The sequence below is a fragment of the Mycobacterium numidiamassiliense genome (assembly GCF_900157365.1).
GTDB classification, from domain to species: Bacteria; Actinomycetota; Actinomycetes; order Mycobacteriales; family Mycobacteriaceae; genus Mycobacterium; species Mycobacterium numidiamassiliense.
Genome location: NZ_FUEZ01000004.1, coordinates 551,727 through 573,561, shown reverse-complemented (window position 1 = coordinate 573,561; position 21,835 = coordinate 551,727). Strand labels below are relative to the sequence as shown.

Annotated in this window: 23 protein-coding genes; 4 read left to right on the top strand and 19 right to left on the bottom strand. The window is 66.7% G+C overall.

What is annotated here, in order from left to right; translation table 11 throughout:
* From MNAB215_RS11185 to MNAB215_RS11095, 19 genes are all read right to left on the bottom strand, one after another.
* Positions 1–555: a histidine phosphatase family protein gene (locus MNAB215_RS11185; RefSeq protein ID WP_077078922.1), complete on the bottom strand. Its 555-nt coding sequence runs from the start codon at positions 553–555 to the stop codon at positions 1–3.
* On the bottom strand, positions 552–1,343 hold the full coding sequence (locus tag MNAB215_RS11180; RefSeq protein WP_077078921.1) for a CbtA family protein: 792 nt from the start codon (positions 1,341–1,343) through the stop codon (positions 552–554). Before MNAB215_RS11180 ends, MNAB215_RS11185 begins: the two co-directional genes overlap by 4 nt.
* Before the next feature lie 9 nt (positions 1,344–1,352).
* The gene (locus MNAB215_RS11175; RefSeq protein ID WP_077078920.1) at positions 1,353–1,562 is read right to left on the bottom strand and encodes a CbtB domain-containing protein; all 210 of its coding nucleotides are present in this window, start codon (positions 1,560–1,562) and stop codon (positions 1,353–1,355) included.
* Positions 1,563–1,732: 170 nt separating this feature from the next.
* Positions 1,733–2,113 (bottom strand): YbjQ family protein, encoded by a 381-nt coding sequence (locus MNAB215_RS11170; RefSeq protein WP_077078919.1) that lies wholly within the window; start codon positions 2,111–2,113, stop codon positions 1,733–1,735.
* Between the two features lie 76 nt (positions 2,114–2,189).
* Complete coding sequence (gene clpC1 / locus MNAB215_RS11165; protein WP_077078918.1) at positions 2,190–4,724, bottom strand: ATP-dependent protease ATP-binding subunit ClpC; 2,535 nt, start codon at positions 4,722–4,724, stop codon at positions 2,190–2,192.
* 298 nt (positions 4,725–5,022) lie between these two features.
* Positions 5,023–5,361: a histone-like nucleoid-structuring protein Lsr2 gene (gene lsr2, locus MNAB215_RS11160; RefSeq protein WP_077078917.1), complete on the bottom strand. Its 339-nt coding sequence runs from the start codon at positions 5,359–5,361 to the stop codon at positions 5,023–5,025.
* A gap of 124 nt (positions 5,362–5,485) precedes the next feature.
* Positions 5,486–6,982, bottom strand: a complete 1,497-nt coding sequence (gene lysS / locus MNAB215_RS11155) for a lysine--tRNA ligase (protein WP_077078916.1) — start codon at positions 6,980–6,982, stop codon at positions 5,486–5,488.
* A gap of 154 nt (positions 6,983–7,136) precedes the next feature.
* Positions 7,137–7,952 (bottom strand): type III pantothenate kinase, encoded by an 816-nt coding sequence (locus tag MNAB215_RS11150; RefSeq protein ID WP_077078915.1) that lies wholly within the window; start codon positions 7,950–7,952, stop codon positions 7,137–7,139.
* Positions 7,953–7,954: 2 nt separating this feature from the next.
* Positions 7,955–8,374 (bottom strand): aspartate 1-decarboxylase, encoded by a 420-nt coding sequence (panD, locus tag MNAB215_RS11145; protein WP_077078914.1) that lies wholly within the window; start codon positions 8,372–8,374, stop codon positions 7,955–7,957.
* Entirely contained in the window at positions 8,374–9,297 is a 924-nt protein-coding gene (gene panC, locus MNAB215_RS11140) for a pantoate--beta-alanine ligase (protein WP_077081928.1), read from the bottom strand. The genes panD and panC overlap by 1 nt, the downstream gene beginning before the upstream one ends.
* A gap of 5 nt (positions 9,298–9,302) precedes the next feature.
* The gene (locus tag MNAB215_RS11135; protein WP_077078913.1) at positions 9,303–10,214 is read right to left on the bottom strand and encodes a Rossmann-like and DUF2520 domain-containing protein; all 912 of its coding nucleotides are present in this window, start codon (positions 10,212–10,214) and stop codon (positions 9,303–9,305) included.
* 59 nt (positions 10,215–10,273) lie between these two features.
* Entirely contained in the window at positions 10,274–11,920 is a 1,647-nt protein-coding gene (locus MNAB215_RS11130) for a DUF6779 domain-containing protein (RefSeq protein ID WP_245830255.1), read from the bottom strand.
* Positions 11,921–12,006: 86 nt separating this feature from the next.
* Entirely contained in the window at positions 12,007–12,483 is a 477-nt protein-coding gene (locus MNAB215_RS11125) for a DUF3180 domain-containing protein (RefSeq protein ID WP_077078912.1), read from the bottom strand.
* A complete protein-coding gene (gene folK / locus MNAB215_RS11120) occupies positions 12,483–13,007 on the bottom strand; it encodes a 2-amino-4-hydroxy-6-hydroxymethyldihydropteridine diphosphokinase (protein WP_077078911.1) in 525 nt (174 codons plus the stop codon). Before folK ends, MNAB215_RS11125 begins: the two co-directional genes overlap by 1 nt.
* Positions 13,004–13,405: a dihydroneopterin aldolase gene (gene folB, locus MNAB215_RS11115; protein WP_077081927.1), complete on the bottom strand. Its 402-nt coding sequence runs from the start codon at positions 13,403–13,405 to the stop codon at positions 13,004–13,006. Before folB ends, folK begins: the two co-directional genes overlap by 4 nt.
* Complete coding sequence (folP, locus tag MNAB215_RS11110) at positions 13,398–14,216, bottom strand: dihydropteroate synthase (RefSeq protein ID WP_077078910.1); 819 nt, start codon at positions 14,214–14,216, stop codon at positions 13,398–13,400. The genes folB and folP overlap by 8 nt, the downstream gene beginning before the upstream one ends.
* A 19-nt stretch (positions 14,217–14,235) precedes the next feature.
* Positions 14,236–14,844 carry a GTP cyclohydrolase I FolE gene (folE, locus tag MNAB215_RS11105; RefSeq protein ID WP_077078909.1) on the bottom strand — a complete coding sequence of 203 codons (609 nt, stop codon included), beginning with the start codon at positions 14,842–14,844 and terminating at the stop codon, positions 14,236–14,238.
* Between the two features lie 16 nt (positions 14,845–14,860).
* Positions 14,861–17,269, bottom strand: a complete 2,409-nt coding sequence (ftsH, locus tag MNAB215_RS11100) for an ATP-dependent zinc metalloprotease FtsH (RefSeq protein ID WP_077078908.1) — start codon at positions 17,267–17,269, stop codon at positions 14,861–14,863.
* Between the two features lie 170 nt (positions 17,270–17,439).
* Positions 17,440–17,817, bottom strand: coding sequence for a VOC family protein (locus MNAB215_RS11095; RefSeq protein WP_077078907.1), 378 nt, complete (start codon positions 17,815–17,817; stop codon positions 17,440–17,442).
* A 113-nt stretch (positions 17,818–17,930) separates the two neighbouring features.
* On the opposite strand from MNAB215_RS11095, the gene MNAB215_RS11090 reads away from it, so the two are divergent.
* From MNAB215_RS11090 to MNAB215_RS29720, 4 genes are all read left to right on the top strand, one after another.
* Positions 17,931–18,911 carry an alpha/beta fold hydrolase gene (locus MNAB215_RS11090; protein WP_077078906.1) on the top strand — a complete coding sequence of 327 codons (981 nt, stop codon included), beginning with the start codon at positions 17,931–17,933 and terminating at the stop codon, positions 18,909–18,911.
* The gene (locus tag MNAB215_RS11085; protein WP_077078905.1) at positions 18,908–20,086 is read left to right on the top strand and encodes an LLM class flavin-dependent oxidoreductase; all 1,179 of its coding nucleotides are present in this window, start codon (positions 18,908–18,910) and stop codon (positions 20,084–20,086) included. The genes MNAB215_RS11090 and MNAB215_RS11085 overlap by 4 nt, the downstream gene beginning before the upstream one ends.
* Positions 20,086–21,099, top strand: coding sequence for a zinc-binding dehydrogenase (locus MNAB215_RS11080; RefSeq protein ID WP_077078904.1), 1,014 nt, complete (start codon positions 20,086–20,088; stop codon positions 21,097–21,099). The genes MNAB215_RS11085 and MNAB215_RS11080 overlap by 1 nt, the downstream gene beginning before the upstream one ends.
* A 373-nt stretch (positions 21,100–21,472) precedes the next feature.
* Entirely contained in the window at positions 21,473–21,832 is a 360-nt protein-coding gene (locus MNAB215_RS29720; protein WP_165691565.1) for a hypothetical protein, read from the top strand.
* The last annotated feature ends 3 nt before the right edge of the window (positions 21,833–21,835 follow it).

The following is a 21,835-nucleotide window of genomic DNA, read 5'->3' as shown; positions in this document are numbered from 1 at the left end:
TTAAATCCTCAGCGTCCAACGGTTCTGGCGAAAATGCAGGGTAGTGCGGCTGGCCGGCGTGACGTCGATACGCCAGAACGATTCGGCCGGGGCCTTCAGCGCGAGCAGGACGGCGGCCCGAATCACCGCCGGATGCGTCACTGCCACCGTGCGTAAAGTGTTGTCGCTCAACGACTCCAGCCACACGGATACCCGATCGATGAGGTCGAGAATCGACTCCCCCCCGTGCGGCGCCGACGCCGGCTCGGCCAGCCAGCGCCGAAGATCGGTCGGGTCGACGTCGTCCAGCGCCTGCCCGCGCCAACGCCCGCAGTCAAGGTCGGCCAACCGCGGCTCGGTCGTGACGTGCAAGCCCAACAACTGCGCGGTTTGCCGCGCCCGGCGTTCGGGACCGCTGAGTTGGCGGGTATCGGCAGCGACGGCCCCAAGCCCCGCGGCAGCTTCGACGTGCCGAAGGCCGGTGTCGTTCAGCGGTTCGTCGGCGGGAAAACGCCCGGCTGCCATCGCATCGGTCATCGCGTGCGACACCAGGGTCAGCCGCACGACCTCGGTCACGCCGGGATACTCGATGCCCGTTCGCTCGTGGCCCTGTCCCCGAGCAGCCGCTCGGCCAGAGGCGCGAAGACCAGGCCGATTGTCACCCACAGCACCAGCTGCGTCGCCAGGGATAGCACCCTGAATTCGTAGAGGACGTCGGCGGGAAACCCGGGATAGATGATCGCGCCCGAGGCCTCACGCAGCGGCTGTGGTGTCTCGTCCACCGTCGGGAGCAACACCATCACCACGACGATCGTCGCCAGGTAAACCCCCGCCGCGAGCAGTCGGCCGTTCCACGCACCGAGCTGCTCCGACAACCGCCGGGCCAGCAGGACCGCCGCGATCGCCAACACCACCGATACCAGCACCATCACCAGATACCAGCCGGTGCGCATCCCGATGGTGTCGGACTGTCCGACGGCTGGCGGATTCGGCGGATACTTCACGAACGGAACCAGATACACCGACACGAATGCGGCCGCGGCAAGCAGGACCGAAAGTGGCCGTGCCGCAATGTTTCCCGCGCGGCCGTAGACCACGCAAAACAGCACGGCGAACAGCGCTCCCATGGCGAGGCCGAAAATCAGCACACCGAAGCCCAGTCCGACGCCCGACTGCACGCCTCGGGTGAACAGCTCGGCGCCGTGCTCGTGCACACCCTGCGCCTGCTCGGCCTCGGTCCGGCCGTCCTCAAAAGCGATCGCGCGGGCAATTACCGGTTCGGCGCACAGCCGGGCGAAGGCGAATGCCAGGACCGCGCCCAGTGCGCCGGCGAGCAGCCCGCGTGCGATCAGACGCTTTTCCACGCTGCCGGGTCAGTGGCAGGGGAAGCCGAGTAGGTGCCGCGCGTCGTGCACGAACTCGTGCACGTGCGAGTCGCTGCCGAACAGCGATACGGCGCCCTGGTCGACGCCGATGAAGTAAATCGCGAGCAACGCCAGGAAGGCGGTCGCCGCCAGCCACAGCGCGGCACTCGCCGCCGAGAGATCTACCGCACGCGTACGAGTTGCGCTGGAACCGGACACACTATTGGACACCGTTGACTCCTTCTGGGGATATCGCGTCCCACCTTGGGTGTTGGTGACGAGGTTCGGGTCTGACTTTGGACAGTGGCGCGACCGTTCTGGAATTTCACCAGATTCCTTCGCCCGTCGACAACAACGGTCAGTCTAGACCGCCGGCACAAGCGCTCGATTCACTGCTGCGGTGCCTGACCGCCGTAGCCGAGCTGGCTCGCCGTGTACCTCGCGGCGTCGGTGACCGGAACAGCTTGCACCGCCGTGCCGTAGGCGCAGATCTCGGTCCACACGTCGCCGATCTCGGTGGTGTCGAAGCGCATCGCGACGATCGCGTTGCCACCCCGATTGCGCGCCTCGGCGATCAGCCGGCCCATCGCCTCGTTGCGGCTGTCGGCGAGGTTCTTGGTCATGCCCTGCAGTTCTCCGCCGAACATGGACTTGAATCCGGCGCCAATTTGGGAGAACGCATTTCGCGAGCGGACCGTCAGGCCGAACACTTCACCGCATACTCGCTGGATCTCCCAGCCAGGAAGGTCATTGGTGGTCACGATCAGCACAGGCAAGCCCTTCTCTCGAGCAAACGAAAACGGGCGGTAGTCCCGTCAGAGACTAACCGCCCGTTTCCTGAAATCGCTACGGTGTGTCTGGCGCGCTGTGCGCCCCGGCCTTGGCCAGATCCGGCTCGGCCGGCGGCTTGCGGGTTCCGATGAACGTGAAGACCGCGTCCTCGCCGGATCCCTCGCCGTCCCAGTTGTCCACGTCGACGGTGACCAACTGGCCGGGCCCGACCTCGTCGAACAGGATCTTCTCCGACAGCTGGTCCTCGATCTCGCGCTGGATGGTGCGCCGCAGCGGGCGGGCCCCCAACACCGGGTCGAAGCCGCGCTTGGCCAGCAACGCCTTGGCCTTGTCGGTCAGCTCCATCGCCATGTCCTTGGTCTTGAGCTGGTTGCCGACGCGGCCGATCATCAGGTCGACCATCTGGATGATCTCGTCACGAGTCAGCTGGTGGAAGACGATGATGTCGTCGATGCGGTTGAGGAACTCCGGGCGGAAGTGCTTCTTCAGCTCGTCGTTGACCTTCTGCTTCATCCGCTCGTAGTCGTTCTCGCCGCCACCCTGGGTGAAGCCCAGGCCGACCGGCTTGGAGATGTCCGACGTACCGAGGTTCGACGTGAAGATCAGCACGGTGTTCTTGAAGTCGACCGTGCGGCCCTGGCCGTCGGTGAGCCGGCCGTCCTCAAGGACCTGCAACAGGCTGTTGTAGATCTCCTGGTGGGCCTTCTCGATCTCGTCGAACAGCACCACGCTGAATGGCTTGCGCCGCACCTTCTCGGTGAGCTGGCCGCCCTCCTCGTAACCGACATATCCCGGGGGAGCACCGAAGAGCCGCGACGCGGTGAACCGGTCGTGGAACTCGCCCATGTCGATCTGGATGAGCGCGTCGTCGTCGCCGAACAGGAAGTTGGCCAACGCCTTGGACAGCTCGGTCTTACCGACACCGGACGGGCCGGCGAAGATGAACGAACCCGACGGCCGCTTGGGGTCTTTCAGCCCGGCGCGGGTGCGGCGGATCGCCTTGGAGACGGCCTTGACGGCGTCCACCTGACCGATGATCCGCTTGTGCAGCTCGTCCTCCATGCGCAGCAACCGGGTGGTCTCGGCCTCGGTGAGCTTGAACACCGGGATGCCGGTCCAGTTGCCGAGCACCTCGGCGATCTGCTCGTCATCGACCTCGGCGACGACGTCGAGATCGCCTGAACGCCACTGCTTTTCACGCTCGGCCCGCTGGGCGACCAGTTGCTTCTCCCGGTCACGCAGGCTGGCGGCCTTCTCGAAGTCCTGGGCGTCGATCGCCGATTCCTTCTCCCGGCGCGCCTCGGCGATCTTCTCGTCGAACTCGCGCAGGTCTGGCGGCGCGGTCATCCGGCGGATTCGCATGCGCGCGCCCGCCTCGTCGATCAGGTCGATCGCCTTGTCCGGCAGGAACCGGTCGTTGATGTAGCGGTCGGCCAGGGTTGCCGCGGCCACCATCGCCGAGTCGGTGATCGACACCCGGTGGTGCGCCTCGTAGCGGTCGCGCAGGCCCTTGAGGATCTCGATGGTGTGCTCCACCGTCGGCTCGCCCACCTGCACCGGCTGGAAGCGGCGCTCCAGGGCGGCGTCCTTCTCGATGTACTTGCGGTACTCGTCGAGCGTGGTGGCACCGATGGTCTGCAACTCGCCGCGGGCCAGCTTGGGCTTCAAGATGCTGGCCGCATCGATCGCACCCTCGGCGGCACCCGCCCCGACCAGCGTGTGCAGCTCGTCGATGAACAGGATGATGTCGCCGCGGGTGTTGATCTCCTTGAGCACCTTCTTCAGGCGTTCCTCGAAGTCACCGCGATAGCGCGAACCGGCGACCAGCGATCCCAGGTCCAGCGTGTAGAGCTGTTTGTCCTTGAGCGTCTCGGGGACCTGGCCGTGCACGATGGCCTGCGCCAGACCCTCGACGACGGCGGTCTTTCCGACGCCGGGCTCGCCGATCAGCACCGGGTTGTTCTTGGTCCGGCGGGACAGCACCTGCATCACCCGCTCGATTTCCTTCTCGCGGCCGATGACCGGGTCCAGCTTGCCCTCCATCGCGGCGGCCGTCAGGTTGCGGCCGAACTGGTCGAGCACCAGCGAGGTGGACGGGCTGCCCGATTCGCCGCCGCGACCACCGGTGCCTGCTTCCGCGGCCTCCTTGCCCTGGTAGCCGCTCAGCAGCTGAATCACCTGCTGGCGCACCCGGGTCAGCTCGGCGCCGAGCTTCACCAGCACCTGGGCGGCGACGCCCTCGCCTTCACGGATCAGGCCCAGCAGGATGTGCTCGGTGCCGATGTAGTTGTGGCCGAGCTGCAGCGCCTCGCGCAGGCTCAGCTCGAGAACCTTCTTGGCGCGCGGGGTGAACGGGATGTGCCCGGACGGCGCCTGCTGGCCCTGGCCGATGATCTCCTCGACCTGGCTGCGGACACCCTCGAGGGAGATCCCAAGCGACTCCAGCGACTTCGCCGCGACGCCTTCGCCTTCGTGAATCAAACCCAGCAGGATGTGCTCGGTTCCGATGTAGTTGTGGTTGAGCATCCTGGCCTCTTCCTGCGCCAGGACGACGACCCTGCGGGCACGGTCGGTAAATCGTTCAAACATCGGGTTACCTGCTCTCCCTCACCATCGGTACAAGCCTCGGCCGGCCAGTGGGCCGGAATCGCGTACCTGGTGTCCACTGTAATGGTCGGCCCGCCAGGCTTCCTACCTCGCCGGTGCCTTGCCGACGGGCCCTGCTCGGCTCTCTGTAGGGAATCCCCGATACCTAGAGCCGTATTTGAACAAACGAGGCGAACCACGAAATCGTTTCGCCTAGTCGCCGGCAATCATTTCGCCACTAGCGAAAGCGACAAAGAACCGGCGCCCGGGCCCTTTAGCCCGAGCGCCGGTTGGCAGTTTGTTAGGTCGCGGCGTGGAATGCGTCGATGACGTCAGCCGGGATGCGGCCGCGCGTCGACACGTTGTGGCCGTTTCGCCGGGCCCATTCGCGGATCGCTGCGCTCTGCTCGCGGTCAATGGCGCCACGGCCCCGTCCCGAGCCGGTACGTCCACGACGGCGGCCACCGACACGGCGGCCGGCTGCCACCCACTGCTTCAGATCACCGCGGAGTTTCGCGGCATTCTTAGTCGAAAGATCAATCTCATAGGTCACCCCGTCAAGCCCGAATTCGACAGTTTCGTCGGCGGCACCCGCACCGTCGAAATCATCGACCAAGGTGACGGTGACTTTTTTCGCCATTGGCTTACCCTCGCGTTTCTTTCCTGAACAGTTGCTTGAGCAGATAGAACCCACTCCCCGGTCACCAATCTGCCATATGAACGCAGCATACTCAATCTGAGCGCGCAGCGTACAGTTCAACTTTTCAGGAGAGGGGCCGAACAATCGGGAACAAAACTGTCTCTCGAATTGACAGCCCGGTCAAACACATCAACAAGCGGTCGATACCCATTCCGGTTCCAGTACATGGCGGCATCCCATACTCAAGGGCTGCCAAAAAGTCTTCGTCAAGCGCCATAGCCTCGTCATCGCCTGCCGCAGCGGCGCGGGCTTGCTCGGCGAATCGCTCGCGCTGCACGACCGGATCATTCAATTCCGAGTACCCGGTGGCCAGTTCGACGCCACGTACGTAGAGGTCCCACTTCTCGGTCACGCCCGGGATGCTGCGATGCTGACGTGTCAAAGGTGTTGTCTCGACGGGGAAATCCTTGACGAATGTGGGCGCGGTCAATGTGTTACCGACCACATGCTCCCACAGTTCTTCGACGAGCTTGCCGTGCCCGTACCCACGATCGACGGGTATCTCGACGTCGAGACGATCGGCAATTGAACGCAGGTGTTCAACTGTCGTCCCGGGTGTGATCTCTTCACCGAGCGCCCCGGACAACGACGGATACATTTGTATCGAAGCCCATTCTCCGTCTATGTCGTAGACACTCCCATCTGGCAACGTGAGTTGTCGGGTCCCGATCGCCTCGTCTGCTACCTCTTGAATAAGCTCACGCGTGACGACCGCCGAATCGTCATACGTTCCGTAGGTCTGGTAGGTCTCCAACATCGCAAATTCTGGAGAATGCGTCGAATCCGCACCTTCGTTTCGGAACACTCGATTTAGTTCGAAAACCTTGTCGAAACCACCGACGATGCATCGCTTGAGGAACAGTTCCGGCGCGATCCGCAGGTAGAGATCGATGTCAAGCGCATTGGAATGGGTGACGAACGGCCGCGCGGCCGCGCCGCCGGCAAGCGTCTGCAAGATAGGCGTTTCGACTTCGAGAAACCCGCGCCGTTCCAGTGCGTTGCGTACGGCGCGGACAACGGCAATTCGCTGCCTGGCCACCGTGCGCGCCTGCGGGCGGACGATCAAATCGACATAGCGCTGCCGCACCCGCGACTCTTCGCTCATCTCTTTATGCGCGACGGGCAGCGGTCGCAGCGACTTGGACGTCATCTGCCAGGCGTCGGCCAGTACGGACAATTCGCCGCGCCGTGAGCTGATCACGGTGCCGTGCACATAGACGATGTCGCCGAGGTCGACGTCGGCCTTCCAGGCGTCCAGCGATTCCTGACCGACTTTGTCCAGGCTGATCATCACCTGCAGGGTGGTCCCGTCGCCGTCTTGCAGCGTCGCGAAGCACAGTTTCCCGGAATTGCGCGCGAATATGACCCGGCCGGCGATCCCGACGACGTCATCGGTGGCGGTGTCCGTCTGCAAATCGGGGTGTGCGGCCCGGACCTGGGCCAGTGTGTGGGTGCGTTCGATAGCCACTGGGTAGGGGTCGTGCCCCTCGGCCAACAGCCGAGCGCGCTTATCCCGGCGAATGCGGAATTGCTCGGGGGCGTCTGAATCGGCGGCACTCACGACGTGCCAGCTTAAATGACCCGGCGTTGGCTTCCATCGGTGGCGTCGAGTGTGCGCTGGTGGCGTCGGGCGTGCGCTGACGGCGCGAAACCGGCCGAATTACCGCCGTGGCCGCACACTCGACGCCGTATTCGCACGCTCGAAGCGAACGAATTCAGCGTGCGGTCTTCAGCCGGCCGCGCTGGACGTCTCGGTTGCGTTCGAAGACCAGCCGCAGCCCGTCCAGGGTGAGGTGCTGGTCGTAGTGGCTGACGGTGTGCAGCTCGGCCAGCAGCAGCGGCGCGGTGTGGCCGGTGGCCACGGTCACCACGTTGTCGCCGGAAAAGCCGTCGACGTCTTCACGAATGCGTCCGACGATGCCGTCGACCAGACCGGCGAAGCCGAACACCGCGCCCGCCTGCATGCACTCGACGGTGTTCTTGCCGACCACCGAGCGGGGCCGGGCCAGCTCGACGCGGCGCAGCGCCGCCGAGCGGGCAGCGGCGGCATCCGAAGACACCTGTATCCCCGGCGCGATGGCGCCGCCGAGAAATTCGCCCTTGGCCGACACCACGTCCACGCAGATCGACGATCCGAAGTCGACGACGATCGCCGGCTTGCCGAACTTATGAAATGCCGCCAGGCAGTTGACGATTCGGTCGGCGCCGACTTCCTTCGGATTGTCGACCAGCAGCGGGATGCCGGTCCGAACGCCCGGTTCGATCAGCACGTGCGGCACCGACGGCCAGTACTGGTCGAGCATGAGGCGCACCTCGTGCAACACCGACGGGACAGTGGACAGCGCGGCAGCTCCGGTGAGCCGCTCGGAGTCGTCGCCGATGAGGCCGTCGATGGTCAGCGCCAGTTCGTCTGCGGTGATCTCGGATTCGGTGCGAATCCGCCACTGCTGCACGACCTTTGCCTGCTCTTTGGCGCCGGAAAGCAACCCGACGACGGTGTGTGTGTTGCGGACGTCGATCGCCAGCAGCACGACTACCGCGCCCCCATCCTGGGATTAATCAGCTCGGCCGCGTCGTCGGGCACATGCGCCGGGTCGTGGCCGAGGTCGATCGCCTTGTTGTCGGCATCGACGAATACGATCCGCGGCTGGTAGGCACGAGCTTCGGCGTTCTCCATCGTCCCGTAGGCGATCAGGATCACCAGATCGCCGGGGTGGATCAGATGTGCCGCGGCGCCGTTGATTCCGATCACGCCACTGCCACGCTCGCCGGTGATCGCATAGGTGACGAGCCGGGCGCCGTTGTCGATGTCCACGATGGTGACCTGTTCACCCTCCAGCAGGTCGGCCGCGTCCATCAGGTCGGCGTCGATGGTCACCGAGCCGACGTAGTGCAGGTCGGCCTGGGTGACGGTGGCACGATGAATCTTGGACTTGAGCATGGTCCGTAACATCAATTCCTCCAAGGTGATTGGGCGGTTTCGTCCGGCCCTGAGGTGCCGGCGATTGCGACGTCGATCGCGATGTTGTCCAACAGTCTGGTGCTGCCCAGCCGGGCGGCAATGAGTAGGCGTCCGGGTCGGTCCGCCCGCAGCGGACCGAGGTCCGCGTCGCGCAGCTCGAGATAGTCGACCTCGATCGCGGGCACCGCGTCGAGCACGGCGCGTGCCGCGTTCAGCGCGGCCTGTTCGCCTGCCGGGCCCGAATGCGCACCGGCCAGCAGCGCCGCCGACAGCGTCGCCGCCAGTTCGCGCTGCGCGGGATCCAGGTACCGGTTGCGCGACGACATGGCCAGCCCGTCGTTTTCCCGGACGGTCGGCACCGCGATCACCGCGACGCCGAGGTTCAAGTCGGCGACCATCTGCCGGATCAAGACCAGCTGCTGGTAGTCCTTCTCGCCGAAGAAAATCCGGTCGGGTTGCACGATCTGCAGCAGTTTGCACACGACGGTCAGCACACCGGCGAAATGTGTTGGCCGAGCGGCACCTTCGAGCTCGGCCGCCAGCGGGCCCGGATGCACGGTGGTGCGCAGGCCGTCCGGGTACATCGCCGACGCGGTGGGTGCGAACACGATCTCGACGCCCTCACCACGCAGCAGCTCCACGTCGGCGTCGAGCGTGCGGGGGTAGGCGTCGAGGTCTTCTCCGGCACCGAACTGCAGCGGATTGACGAAGATCGAGACCGCGACCACCGAACCGGGCACCCGTTTGGCGGCGCGGACCAGGGCCAGGTGCCCGTCGTGCAGCGCACCCATGGTGGGCACCAGCATCACCCGGCGTCCGGTGGTGCGCAGTGCGCGGCTGACGCCGGTGACATCGGTCGGCGTGGAATACACGTTGAGTTCGCCGGGCTTGAAGACCGGCGGCCGGGCCGTCATGAAGTTCATTGGGCCAGCACCTCGACGACATCCTGGGGAGCATGTGCGCGCTGGGCCGTCCGCAGGGCGTTCACCCGGTAGGCGTGGGCCAGCTCCGGGTCGGCCTGCGCCAGCGCGGCCAGATGCGCGGCGACGGCGGCGGCGTCGCCGCGGGCGACCGGGCCGGTGAGGGCGGCCGGGCCGCGTTGCAGGGTGTTCTCCAGCGCAGCGCGGGCCAGCGGCCCGATGACGCGCTCGGCGAGGCCGCCCGGCTGGTCGTCGACGAGCTGCTGGCCGAGCAGTTCGTCGCCGCGCAGTGCGGCCCGCAGCGCGTCGAGCGCGTCGGCGAGCACCGTGACGATGTGGTTGCCGGCGTGGGCCAGCGCGGCGTGGTAGAGGACGCGGGCATCTTCGCGGACGCGAACCGGCTCGCCGCCCATTTCCAGGACCAGCGACTGCCCGATCGCGTAGCCGACCTCGTCAGCGGCGGTGATCCCGAAGCAGGCGTCCGGCAGCCGGCTGATGTCCTCGTCGGAGCCGGTGAACGCCATCGCGGGGTGAATCGCCAGCGGTATGCACCCGTCCCCGGACAGCGGCGCGAGAATGCCGATCCCGTTGGCGCCGGACGTATGCGCGACGATCGTGCCGGGCCGCACCGCCGCCGTCGCGGCCAGCCCGGAAACCAGGCCGGCCAGCTCGCTGTCGGGAACCGCCAGCAGCAGCAGCTCGGCGCCCGCGGCCACGTCCTGCGGCGGGAACACCGGGGTGTCGGGCAGTCGGCGCTGTGCCCGCTGCCGGGACGCGTGGGAGATGGCGCTGCACGCGACCACGACGTGGTCGGCGCGTTCCAGCGCCACGCCCAGCGCTGTACCCACCCGGCCGGCAGAAATGATTCCCACCTTGAGCCTGGCTGGGCGCAAACCGTCGAGCTGCACCATCGCAGCGACCTCACATGCTTTCTTGTTCGTTCCGGTCCCACCCAGTGGGTACCGTTCGGTCAATAAGACTGTAGTCGATCGAGGGGCGGCGCCCAATGTGAGGAAGCTCCCAGCTCAGTCCTCACGGCGACGACGGCGGCCACCCCCGGATGGCTGGACCTGCAACCGCGCCAGCAGGTCGGCAACCGACTGGCCGCCGCTGCGGGGGTTGTCCTGGTCGCCGTCCCACTCCTCCGGCGACGCGTCCGCGCCGCGGTGCCGCGGTGCGGGCTCGGCAAGCGGCGGCGTGGCCAGGCGGGGCGGCGGCGACGCGTCAGCAGGCGGCGCCGGGTGCGGCGGCGGCCCCCCCCCTCCGGCGCCGCGCCCGCGCCGCGGTGCCGCGGGGCGGGCTGGGCAGGCGGCGGCGTGGCCGGGGGGGGCGGGGGCGAGGCGTCAGCGGGCGGGGCCGGGTGCGGGGGGGGCGGCGATGCGGGCGGAGCGGCGGCGGGGGCGTGCGGAGGCGGCGGTGCTGCGGCCCCGTCGGCCGGGGCGAAGTTCCGCACGCCGTAGTCGCGGTACTCGGCCGAATGGCGTGAGCGCGATCGCCGTCCCGGCTCGCCGTACTGCGGGGACAGGTCGGAGTCGGTGGACGGGCTTCGCGGCGCGCTGTCCGCCACCTCGTCGGGGCTGGAGTGGCGGGAACGCCGGCGCCGGCCCGACGAAGGGGGCGGTGGGGTGGGCGAATCGTCGCCGGCCCAGTTGCTGCCCCGTGCCCCCGGGGGCAACCACTGCCCATCGGAGCCGAGCGGCCGCCAGTTCTGCGGCACCGGCTCCGGTTCCGGCGGCGCGGATGGTGCCGGTGGCGGCGTGCGGTGGAGGGGCTCGAAGCGCGGCTCTGGCTCCGGCTGGGGCGGCAACGGTCCGGGCGCATACGAAGGCTCGGGCGGCGGCGCATACGAAGGCTCTTGCGGCGGTGGCGCATACGACGCCTCTGGGGGTGGTGCGTACGACGGCTCCGGAGGTGGCACGTAAGACGCCTCGTGCGGGGCTTCGTAGTGGAATCGGACCCGCTCGCGCGGGCGGGGCGGCAGCAGCGGTTCCTCGGGCACATCGATGATGGCGGATTCGTCGGTGTTGGGATCGGTGCTACCGAGCGACTCCTCCCGGCGGACCGACGTGATCCGATCGCTGGATACCCAGTCCGCGGGCGTGCTCTGGCCGTTGCGATCCCAGTCGCTGAACGCCCGGGTGGGCGGCGTCTCGCTGTCCATCGACCCCAGCGCAGGGCGGTGTTCGAGGTCGGTGTCGAACAAGATTTCCAGGCTGGTTCGCAGCGACGCCAGCTCGGCCCGCAGGGCGGCGATGTCGTCGGCGGCCTGGGCACGCAGTTCGGTGGCCAGCTCGCGGCGCAGCTGAGACTCCACGGTCAGCTCGTACTCGCGGCGGGCCGAGATCTCCCGATCCAGCTGCAGGTCGTACACCAGCTTCAGGTCGCGCACCCGCGACTGGTCAGCATCGCTTTGCCGGCGGTACACCACCGACACGAACGCACCGGCGGCTGCGGCCCACAGCGCCAGGATCACAGCGAGCTTGAGAAGTTCCACCCGATTGGTGAAAACCAACGCGCAACTGGCCCCCATCGCGAGGACCAGCAACGCGGTCAAGAGCACCCACCCCGGCCTGCGGCCGCCGCGCCGCACCCGGGCGCCGCGGGACAGAACGGTCATGGCCTGACTGTACCTAAGCGAGGTCAATCCGCGTGTCGCGCCAGTCCGGCGATTCTCACCTGGGTTTATTCGGCGGTCAATTGTGGCTACGTTTCGGCCCCATCTGGGTGCTCGGTCGCATCCGGCGGAGACTTGCAGCAATGCTGCAGCCACAGCGCGGCAACCACGAGTGCCAGTGCGCTGACGGCGGCCACCACCGTTCCCGTGGTGTCCTGCGCCGCGACCCGCAACCAGGACCGTCGCGGCAGGAAATACACCATGACACCGACCCACCAGCCCAGCACCAGCGCCCCCACCCAGGCCGACGCCTTGGCGACGATGAGGCTGCGCGCCACCGCGAGCGGGTGCAGCCAGCCGGGCCCGGCACCGATTTGCCCCTCGCCGATCTTGGTCCGGACATAGCGCGCCCACAGCGCCTCGGCGATGGCGACACCGAGCAGCGACAGACCAGTCCAGACCGTGATCGGCGGGAACCACCGATACAGCACGATGACCAGGAGATAGCTCAGGAAGGCGGCGCCGACCACCGCACCCGTCAGGTCACGCTTGCGGGTCGGCCCCATCAGTTCTTCGATTCCAGCTCGAGTCCCTGGTCGATCAGCTGGACACTGTCCCTGTCGGCCGGCTCCAGCTCCGCCAGCAGCCGAGCGACGGGCTGCGGTCCCCCGACGATCGTCAACCGGGCGTCCGGGTCGATGGCCAGCCACGGGATCATCACGAAGGCACGCAGATGGGCCAGCGGATGCGGCAGCGTCAGATGGTTCTCGACGGAGATGATCTCGGTGTCGCCGTAGCAGGCGATCAGGTCGACGTCGAGACTGCGCGGGCCCCAGCGTTCGCCACGAACCCGGCCCGCGGCCTCCTCGAACTCCTGTGCCCGGCGCAGCCACGCCTGACCGTCGAACGCCGGGTCGTCGGCAATCAGCACCGCATTGAGGAACGGGGCCTGGTCGACGAGGCCCCAGGGGTCGGTCTCGTACACCGGCGAAACCGCGATGACCTTGTCGCCGAGCCCGTCGACGACGGACTGCAGCCGGGCCAGCCGGTCGCCGAGATTCGAACCGATGGATAGCACAACCCGCGTCATGACAACCCGCTCGCCGGGATCACCGAGCCGCGCCCGCCGCGTCGCGACCGCCGGACCACCACCGCCACATCAGCGAAGCGATGCGAGATCGGGGCCTGCGGCTTGTGCACCACCACCTCGACGGCGTGCACACGTTCGTCGTCCATCACAAAGTCGGCAATCTCGGCTCCGACCGTTTCGATCAGGTTCCGCGGCGGACCCGCGATGATGTCGGCGGCCCGCTCGCTCAGCGCGCCGTAGTCGTAGGTGTCGGCCAGATCGTCGCTGGCGGCCGCGTCGGCCAGATCAATCCACACGGTGATATCGACGACGAAGTCCTGCCCGTTGGCGCGCTCATGGTCGAAGACCCCGTGCCGGCCGTGAACGGTCAAGCCGCGCAACTCGATTCGATCAGCCATCGTGTCCGGCCACATCGCTGTCCGTCCACGCCGCGACCACCTTGAGGGCGTCGACCGAGGCCCTCACGTCGTGCACCCGCACCCCCCAAGCTCCGTGTAACGCGGCCATTGCCGAAATCACCGCCGTCGCCGTCTCGCGCCCGTCGGGCGGTCGCGGCGATCCATCCGGTCCCGCCAACAACGTACCGAGGAATCTTTTCCGCGAAGCGCCCAGGAGCACCGGGACACCGGTATTGACCAATTCCGGTAGCGCATGCAGCAGCGCCCAATTGTGTTGTCCCGTCTTGGCGAAGCCCAGCCCGGGATCGATCAGCAGCTTGGCCGGGTCGACGCCCGCGGCAACCGCGTCGTCGACGCCGGCGAGCAGCTCGGCGCGCACTTCGGCCACCACGTCGCGATAGTGCGGGGCGTGATGCGGCTGATCGGACGACACCGACCGCCAGTGCATCAACACCCACGGCACACCGGCTTCGGCCACCAGTGGCGCCATCGCCGGGTCGGCTCGTCCGCCGGAGACGTCGTTGACGATTCGCGCTCCGCTCTGCAGCGCGGCCCGCGCGACGTCCGCGTGCATGGTGTCGATGCTGACGGTAATGCCCTGCGCCGCAAGCTCTTTGACGACGGGGACCACGCGGGACGCCTCGACCCTGGGATCGACCCGATCCGCACCCGGCCGCGTCGACTCCCCGCCGACGTCCACGATTGCCGCGCCCTCGGCGGCCATGGCCAAGCCGTGCGCGACGGCACTGTCCGAATCGAGGTACCGCCCCCCATCCGAGAACGAATCGTCGGTGACGTTCAGAACGCCCATAACCTGCACTGGCAATGAACTACTTACGCAGGATCAGGTCGAGCGCCTCGGACCGGGAAGCGGCACTCGTCTTGAATTGACCGCGCACCGCCGACGTCGTGGTCACGGCGCCCGGCTTGCGGACACCGCGCATGGCCATGCACAGATGCTCGGCCTCGACCACCACGATCACCCCGCGCGGGTCCAGTTTGTTCACAAGGGCATCGGCGATCTGGCTTGTTAGCCGCTCTTGCACCTGCGGCCGTTTGGCGTACAGGTCCACCAGCCGGGCGATCTTCGACAGACCGGTGACCCGGCCGTCCTTGCCCGGGATGTAGCCGACGTGGGCCACCCCGTGGAACGACACCAGGTGATGCTCGCAGGTGGAGTACATCGGGATTTCCTTGACGATCACCATCTCGTCGTGGTCTTCGTCGAACATGGTGTTCAAGACGGTGTCGGGATCGGTGTAGAGCCCGGCGAACATCTCGCGGTACGCGCGGGCGACGCGAGCAGGGGTGTCGCGCAAGCCATTTCGGTCGGGGTCCTCACCGATCGCGTGCAGCAACTCACGTACTGCGTCCTCGGCACGCTGCTGGTCAAACGACCGTACACGCCCCGCCGAGACGCCAGTGTCCGGCAGCGCCATCGAATCCTCCGTTTCGTCAGCCGCGGGCCGGCGGATTAGACCGGCTCACATCATCATCCGAGTGCTCAGGTGATTTTCCGGTATCCGGGCTGGGCTGAGGGGGCGGGTAAGGCGGCTGCCCCTGACCTGGATAAGGCTGCTGGCCCGCATAAGGCTGCTGGCCCGCGTAACCCGGCTGGCCGGCATAACCCGGCTGACCTTGCTGGCCAGGATAATTCGGTGCCGGCTGCGGCCAATACGGCTGCTGCTGAGGCTGTGGCTGTGGCTGCGGATAAAAGTGGCCGGGCTGCTGTTGGGAGGGCGGCCAGCCCGGCGCATACCAGCCGACCGGGGCGCCGTAATCGGGCTGAGTGGAGCGCTGCTGATCACCGGAACCCTGAACACCGTGAGAACCGTTGCCGCCATTGGAATTTCGGTCAGCCTCGGTCCGCGCGGCCTCGGCGGCCTGACTCGCCGCCGCGATAGCCGCCTTGAAGGCCGGCTCGACCACCGGCGGGGGCCAGGGCTCACCGCGCTCGATCGCCAGCTCACCGGGCGTCTTGATCGGCGGCTTGTCGGACGGGATGCGGCCACCGAAATCGTCGAACATGGTCAGGCGAGGCCGCTTTTCGACGTCGCCGAAGATCGCTTGGAGTTCGGCTCGGTGCAGGGTTTCTTTTTCCAGCAACTCGCCGGCCAACGTATCCAGCACATCCCGGTATTCGGTGAGGATCTCCCACGCCTCGGTGTGTGCGGCCTCGATCAGCTTGCGGACCTCATCGTCGATGTCACGGGCAACTTCGTGCGAGTAATCGGCCTGGTTGCCCATGGTGCGGCCCAGGAACGGGTCGCCGTGTTCGGTGCCGTATTTGACCGCGCCCAGCTTGGAACTCATGCCGTACTCGGTGACCATCGCGCGGGCGATCTTGGTGGCCTGCTCAATATCGGACACCGCCCCGGTGGTCGGCTCGCGAAACACCAGTTCCTCGGCGGCGCGCCCGCCCATCGCGAACACCAGTTGCGCGATCATCTCCGAGCGGGTCCGCAGGCCCTTGTCATCCTCGGGCACCGCGACCGCGTGCCCGCCGGTGCGGCCGCGGGCCAGGATCGTCACCTTGTAGACAGGGTCGATGTCCGGCATCGCCCAGGCCGCCAAGGTGTGACCGCCCTCGTGGTAGGCGGTGATCTTCTTCTCGTGCTCGCTGATGATCCGGCCCTTGCGGCGCGGGCCCCCGATCACCCGGTCCACTGCTTCCTCCAGCGCGGCGCCGGTGATCACGGTGCCGTTCTCCCGGGCGGTCAGCAGCGCCGATTCGTTGATGACGTTGGCCAGGTCGGCGCCGGTCATGCCGACGGTCCGCTTGGCCAGTCCGTCGAGATCGGCGTCTTCGGCGATGGGCTTGCCCTTGGAATGCACCCGCAACACCGCGCGGCGCCCAGCCAGGTCGGGGTTGGACACCGGGATTTGCCGGTCGAAGCGGCCGGGCCGCAGCAGCGCCGGGTCCAGGATGTCGGGCCGGTTGGTTGCGGCGATCAGGATGACCCCGGCGCGTTCACCGAAACCGTCCATCTCGACCAGCAACTGGTTCAGCGTCTGCTCGCGCTCGTCGTGGCCGCCGCCCAGGCCGGCGCCGCGCTGGCGGCCGACCGCGTCGATCTCGTCGACGAAGATGATGCACGGGCTGTTCTGCTTGGCCTGCTCGAACAGGTCGCGCACCCGCGAGGCGCCCACACCGACGAACATCTCGACGAAGTCGGACCCGGAGATGGTGAAGAACGGCACCCCGGCTTCACCGGCCACCGCCCGGGCCAGCAGCGTCTTGCCGGTTCCGGGTGGCCCGTAGAGCAGCACGCCCTTGGGAATCTTGGCGCCCAGGGCCTGGTACCTGCTCGGGTTCTGCAGGAAGTCTTTGATCTCGTAAAGCTCCTCGACCGCCTCGTCGACGCCGGCGACGTCAGCGAAGGTGGTTTTGGGCATGTCCTTGGACAGTTGCTTGGCCCGCGACTTGCCGAATCCGAAGCCCATCCGGGCGCCGCCCTGCATCCGCGAGAACATCACGAACAGGCCGACCAGCAGCAGCAGCGGCAGCACGTACACCAGCAGCTCGCCCAGGATGCTGCCCTCGTTGACGACGGTGCTGACCTTGGCGTTCTTGGCCGTGAGCGCGTTGAACAGGTCGACGGCATAGCCGTTCGGGTACTTGGTGATGATCTTGTCGGAGTTGTCGGTGTCTCCGTTGCCCTTGTTCAGGGTCAGGCGCAGCTGCTGTTCGCGGTCATCGATCTGCGCACTCTTGACGTTGCCGCCGTTGATCTGCGACATCGCCACCGAGGTGTCAACGGGCTTGAAGCCGCGGGTGTCGTCGCTGAAGTAAAAGAACGACCAGCCCAGCAGCACCACGACAGCGATCGCCGTGACCGTGCGAATCACGTTTTTCCGGTTCATCAATCATCGGCCTTGCCGGCCAGGTCCTTCCCCGATACACGCAGCTGCAAAAGTCCAGGCTACCGCTACTGGTGATCGCCAGTACGGCCTATCCAGGCCCAGCAGCCCACCATCGTCCTGTCCAGACAACGAGCGACAGTTCCCGCGCGGCGCCAGGGAGTGCGAGGGAGTCAGTCGTAGTAGCGAGCTTCGACCACATTGCCGTCCGGATCGGCGAAGTAAAACGTCTGCGCCGCCCACCCTTGGGCCCCGTAGCTATTGGTCAGCCGCGTGCTGGTGTCCACGCCTTCGGCCCGCAGACGCTCATCCAATGCGTCGTATTCGGACTTGGACAGGGCCAGGCAGATGTGATTGACCGGATGGCCATCCCGACCATCCAGCGGCATCAGGTCGATGACCGAGTCTTGCGACACGCGCACGCTCGGGAAGGGCGCGTCGCCGGTCTCGAACTCGCTGTAGCGAAGCGGAGCAAGACCGACCACGCGGGAGTAGAAGTCCACCGCCGCCCGTGGATCCTTCGTCCACAGCACCACGTGGTCCAACCGCATCGGCCCTGCCTTCACGAATTGTTGAGTACCGTTCGCACCCCTGCGAAATCTAACCGGTAATTCCAATCAGGCAGAGCCCTTCTCACCCCGCGGTCGCTGTGATTTGGTGAGACATGCCCTTGTCCAGGCCCACATCAACCGAACGGTTAGTCGACACCAACGGCGTGCAATTGCGGGTGATCGAGGCCGGAGACCGCGACGCCCCCGTGGTGGTCCTGACTCACGGCTTTCCGGAACTGGCCTACTCATGGCGTCACCAAATCCCGGTTCTCGCCGAGGCCGGCTACCACGTGCTGGCACCCGATCAGCGCGGCTACGGCGGTTCGTCTCGTCCCGATGCGATTGACGCCTACACCATCCACGAATTGACCGCCGACATCGTCGGGCTGCTCGACGATGTCGGAGCCCAGCGCGCCGTCTGGATCGGCCACGACTGGGGCGCTCCGGTGGCATGGCATGCGCCGCTGCTGCATCCCGACCGGGTCGCGGCGGTCGTGGGCATGAGCGTCCCGGCGCTGCCCCGCGCCAAGGTGGCACCGACAGCGGCGTTCCGAAAGACGTTCGGGGACAACTTCTTCTACATGCTCTACTTTCAGGAGCCGGGGGTCGCCGATGCCGAACTCGGCGGCGACACCGCCCGCACCATCCGCCGCATGATGGGCGGCCTGCGGCTCTCCGACGACCAGAGCGCCGCGCTGCGGATGGTGGCCCCCGGCCCGGAGGGCTTCATCGAGCGTCTCCCCGAGCCGGACGCTCTGCCGGATTGGATCAGCCAAGACGAGATCGACCACTACATCGGCGAGTTCTCCCGCACCGGGTTCACCGGCGGCCTCAACTGGTACCGCAACCTCGACCGCAACTGGGAGAACACCGCGGAACTCGCCGACGCCAAGATCTCGGTGCCGTGCTTGTTCATCGGAGGCACAGCCGATCCGGTGCTGACCTTCACCCGCGCCGACCGCTCGTCCGAGGTGATCAGCGGACCGTACCGTCAAGTGATGATCGACGGCGCGGGCCACTGGTTGCAACAGGAGCGGCCCGACGAGGTGAATGCGGCCTTGCTGGACTTCCTCAAAGGTTTGGAGCTGCGATGAGCCTTCGGTTCGGCGTTTTTATCACGCCCTTCCATCCGGTCGGCCAATCCCCCACCGTGGCACTGGAATACGACATGGAGCGGGTCGTGGCACTGGACCGCCTGGGCTTCGACGAAGCCTGGTTCGGCGAACACCACTCCGGCGGCTACGAGTTGATCGCCTGCCCGGAGGTGTTCATCGCGGCCGCCGCGGAGCGGACCAAGCACATCCGGCTGGGCACCGGCGTGGTCTCGCTGCCGTATCACCATCCGCTGATGGTGGCCGATCGCTGGGTGCTGCTGGACCACCTGACCCGCGGCAGAGTCATGTTCGGGACCGGCCCCGGTGCGCTGCCGTCGGACGCTTACATGATGGGCATCGACCCGGTCGAGCAGCGGCGGATGATGCAGGAGTCGCTCGAGGCGATCCTGGCGCTGTTCCGCGCCGGCGCCACCGAGCGCATCGACCGGCACTCCGACTGGTTCACCCTGCGCGACGCGCAATTGCATATCCGCCCCTACACCTCGCCGTATCCGGAAATTGCCACGGCCGCAATGATCTCCCCGTCCGGCCCGCGACTGGCGGGCTCCTTGGGCACGTCGTTGCTGTCGCTGTCGATGTCGGTCCCCGGTGGCTTCGCCGCCCTGGAAACCACCTGGGACATCGTGCGCGAACAGGCCGCCAAAGCCCGCCGCGGCGAGCCGGACCGGGCCGATTGGCGGGTGCTGAGCATCATGCATGTCGCAGACACCCGCGAGCAGGCGATCAGCGACTGCACCTACGGCCTGCAAGATTTCGCCAATTACTTCGGTGCGGCCGGATTCGTCCCGCTGGCCAACACCATCGACGACACGCAGACGCCGTACGAGTTCGTGGAAAACTATGCGGCCGCGGGGAACTGCTGCATCGGCACACCCGACGATGCGATCGCGCACATCGAAGACCTGCTCGAGCGCTCGGGTGGATTCGGGACGCTGCTGATGCTCGGCCATGACTGGGCCTCGCCGGAGGCGACCTATCATTGCTATGACCTGTTGGCCCGCAAGGTGATTCCACATTTCAAGGGACAACTGGAAGCGGCGCGCTCGTCGCATGAGTGGGCGCGAAGTCATCGCGATCAACTGATCGGACGCGCGGGTGAGGCCGTGGTGGCGGCCATCACGCAGCACGTCGACGAGAAGGGCGGGGTGAAGTAATGCGGGCCTCGGTATTACGTGACGGCCGGATGGTCTACCGGGATGACGTGGCGGACCCGGTGCCCGGACCCGGTCAGGTCCTGGTTGCCGTGCGATCGTGTGGAATCTGTGGCTCCGACTTGCATTTCGCCGCCCATGGGTCCCAGGTGCTGAAGATGACGGCCGAGGCGGCCGGCGCGGCCGGTGCCATGGACGTCGACCTGAGTCGCGACATCTTCATGGGCCACGAATTCAGCGCCGAGATCCTCGAAGCCGGCCCCGACACCGACACCCATCCGGCCGGAACCATGGTGACGTCGTTGCCGATCTTATTGTCCGCCAAAGGATTCGATCCAATGGTCTACAGCAACAGCACACTCGGCGGCTACGCCGAGCGGATCCTGCTTTCCGCTCCCCTGCTGCTGCCCATTCCCAATGGGCTCGACCCCAGGCATGCCGCCCTGACCGAACCCATGTCGGTGGGGTTGCATGCCGTCAACAAGTCCAACATCGAGCGCGGCGAAACGGCGCTGGTGATCGGGTGCGGCCCGATCGGTATCGCGATCATCGCCGCCCTCCGGCTCCGCGGTGTGGAAAGCATTGTGGCTGCTGACTTTTCACCGAAGCGGCGCGAGCTCGCCACCGCGATGGGCGCGCATCAGGTGCTGGATCCGGCACAGGGATCGCCGTTCGACTCCGTCAAGGCCAGGGTGGTGTTTGAAGCGGTCGGGGTGCCGGGGATCATCGATGACGTCTTGCGGCGGGCGCGGTGGGGGACCCGACTGGTGGTCGCCGGGGTGTGCATGCAACCCGATGAGGTGCACCCGTTCTTCGCGATCGCCAAGGAGATCAACGTGCAATTCGTGCTCGCGCAAACCCCGGAGGAATTCGCCGAATCGCTGCGCGCGCTCGCCGAGGGCGAGATCGATGTCGCGCCGATGATCACCGGTGAGGTGGGCCTGGACGGAGTCGGCGCGGCGTTCGACGACCTGGCCGACCCCGAGCGGCACTGCAAGATTCTCGTCACGCCCTAAGGCCAGCTGCGCCAACGAAATCGGCATCACGTTTCAACATGCTCGATACGGCCCCAGCTTGGGCCGGAAGCCGGGACGCTGGTTCTGCTGCACCGCTTGTACTTTCAACCTCGCCCCAGGGGCAACTTTAGGCTTATGATCATCGCGGGGAGAGCGCCGTCCGACTGCGAACCGTCCGGCCGCAGCCGACTGGATTTCTCGGTGCTTCGGCACTGAATCTAGGACCGCCCTGCGTTGGAAAAGCAGCGCACGAGCAGTTGGGTTCATTTTGTCGTCACAGCGCGATTTTGTGCGCCGGCCAATCGATTCCCCACGGGTCGAATGGCGTCGAATCCCCGCCCTCCGGGCGCTCGAGGAACACCCGCTAGCCGCCGTGGTCGTAGCGGACGACGGTGCGGTCCTGTTCGCCAACGCAGCGTTCACCGAGGTCCTCGGCTGCTCGTGTGATGCCGTCACCTCACTGAACTATGGCGACATCTGCGCCGCCCTGCCTGCTGACGAAACACTTCTTGCGGTAACCCGGCTATCGCCCACCACCCTGACCAGCTCGCCGCTGTCGGGCCGGGCCACCTGTTTCGTCAAAGTTTGCAAGTCGGCGCTGTTCGTCGGCGCAGACTCGGCTGCCGTGACCGTGATCAAAGAACTGATGGACGACTGTGCACGATGCGCCTCGCCCCGCCAGTTATCCACCACCGACAACGCGGCCGTTCGACCTGTCGGACGTTTCGTCTAGCAT

Bases quoted from the DNA above. Each gene is read 5' to 3' on its own strand.
- MNAB215_RS11130 (WP_245830255.1), bottom strand. From the start codon at position 11,920: ATGACCGTTCTGTCCCGCGGCGCCCGGGTGCGGCGCGGCGGCCGCAGG.
- MNAB215_RS11095 (WP_077078907.1), bottom strand. From the start codon at position 17,817: ATGCGGTTGGACCACGTGGTGCTGTGGACGAAGGATCCACGGGCGGCG.
- MNAB215_RS11090 (WP_077078906.1), top strand. From the start codon at position 17,931: ATGCCCTTGTCCAGGCCCACATCAACCGAACGGTTAGTCGACACCAAC.
- MNAB215_RS11080 (WP_077078904.1), top strand. From the start codon at position 20,086: ATGCGGGCCTCGGTATTACGTGACGGCCGGATGGTCTACCGGGATGAC.
- folE (WP_077078909.1), bottom strand. From the start codon at position 14,844: ATGGCGCTGCCGGACACTGGCGTCTCGGCGGGGCGTGTACGGTCGTTT.
- clpC1 (WP_077078918.1), bottom strand. From the start codon at position 4,724: ATGTTTGAACGATTTACCGACCGTGCCCGCAGGGTCGTCGTCCTGGCG.
- MNAB215_RS11135 (WP_077078913.1), bottom strand. From the start codon at position 10,214: ATGGTGCAGCTCGACGGTTTGCGCCCAGCCAGGCTCAAGGTGGGAATC.
- folB (WP_077081927.1), bottom strand. From the start codon at position 13,405: ATGGCTGATCGAATCGAGTTGCGCGGCTTGACCGTTCACGGCCGGCAC.
- folP (WP_077078910.1), bottom strand. From the start codon at position 14,216: ATGGGCGTTCTGAACGTCACCGACGATTCGTTCTCGGATGGGGGGCGG.
- ftsH (WP_077078908.1), bottom strand. From the start codon at position 17,269: ATGAACCGGAAAAACGTGATTCGCACGGTCACGGCGATCGCTGTCGTG.
- MNAB215_RS11085 (WP_077078905.1), top strand. From the start codon at position 18,908: ATGAGCCTTCGGTTCGGCGTTTTTATCACGCCCTTCCATCCGGTCGGC.
- MNAB215_RS11125 (WP_077078912.1), bottom strand. From the start codon at position 12,483: ATGGGGCCGACCCGCAAGCGTGACCTGACGGGTGCGGTGGTCGGCGCC.
- panD (WP_077078914.1), bottom strand. From the start codon at position 8,374: ATGTTACGGACCATGCTCAAGTCCAAGATTCATCGTGCCACCGTCACC.
- folK (WP_077078911.1), bottom strand. From the start codon at position 13,007: ATGACGCGGGTTGTGCTATCCATCGGTTCGAATCTCGGCGACCGGCTG.
- panC (WP_077081928.1), bottom strand. From the start codon at position 9,297: ATGACGGCCCGGCCGCCGGTCTTCAAGCCCGGCGAACTCAACGTGTAT.
- lsr2 (WP_077078917.1), bottom strand. From the start codon at position 5,361: ATGGCGAAAAAAGTCACCGTCACCTTGGTCGATGATTTCGACGGTGCG.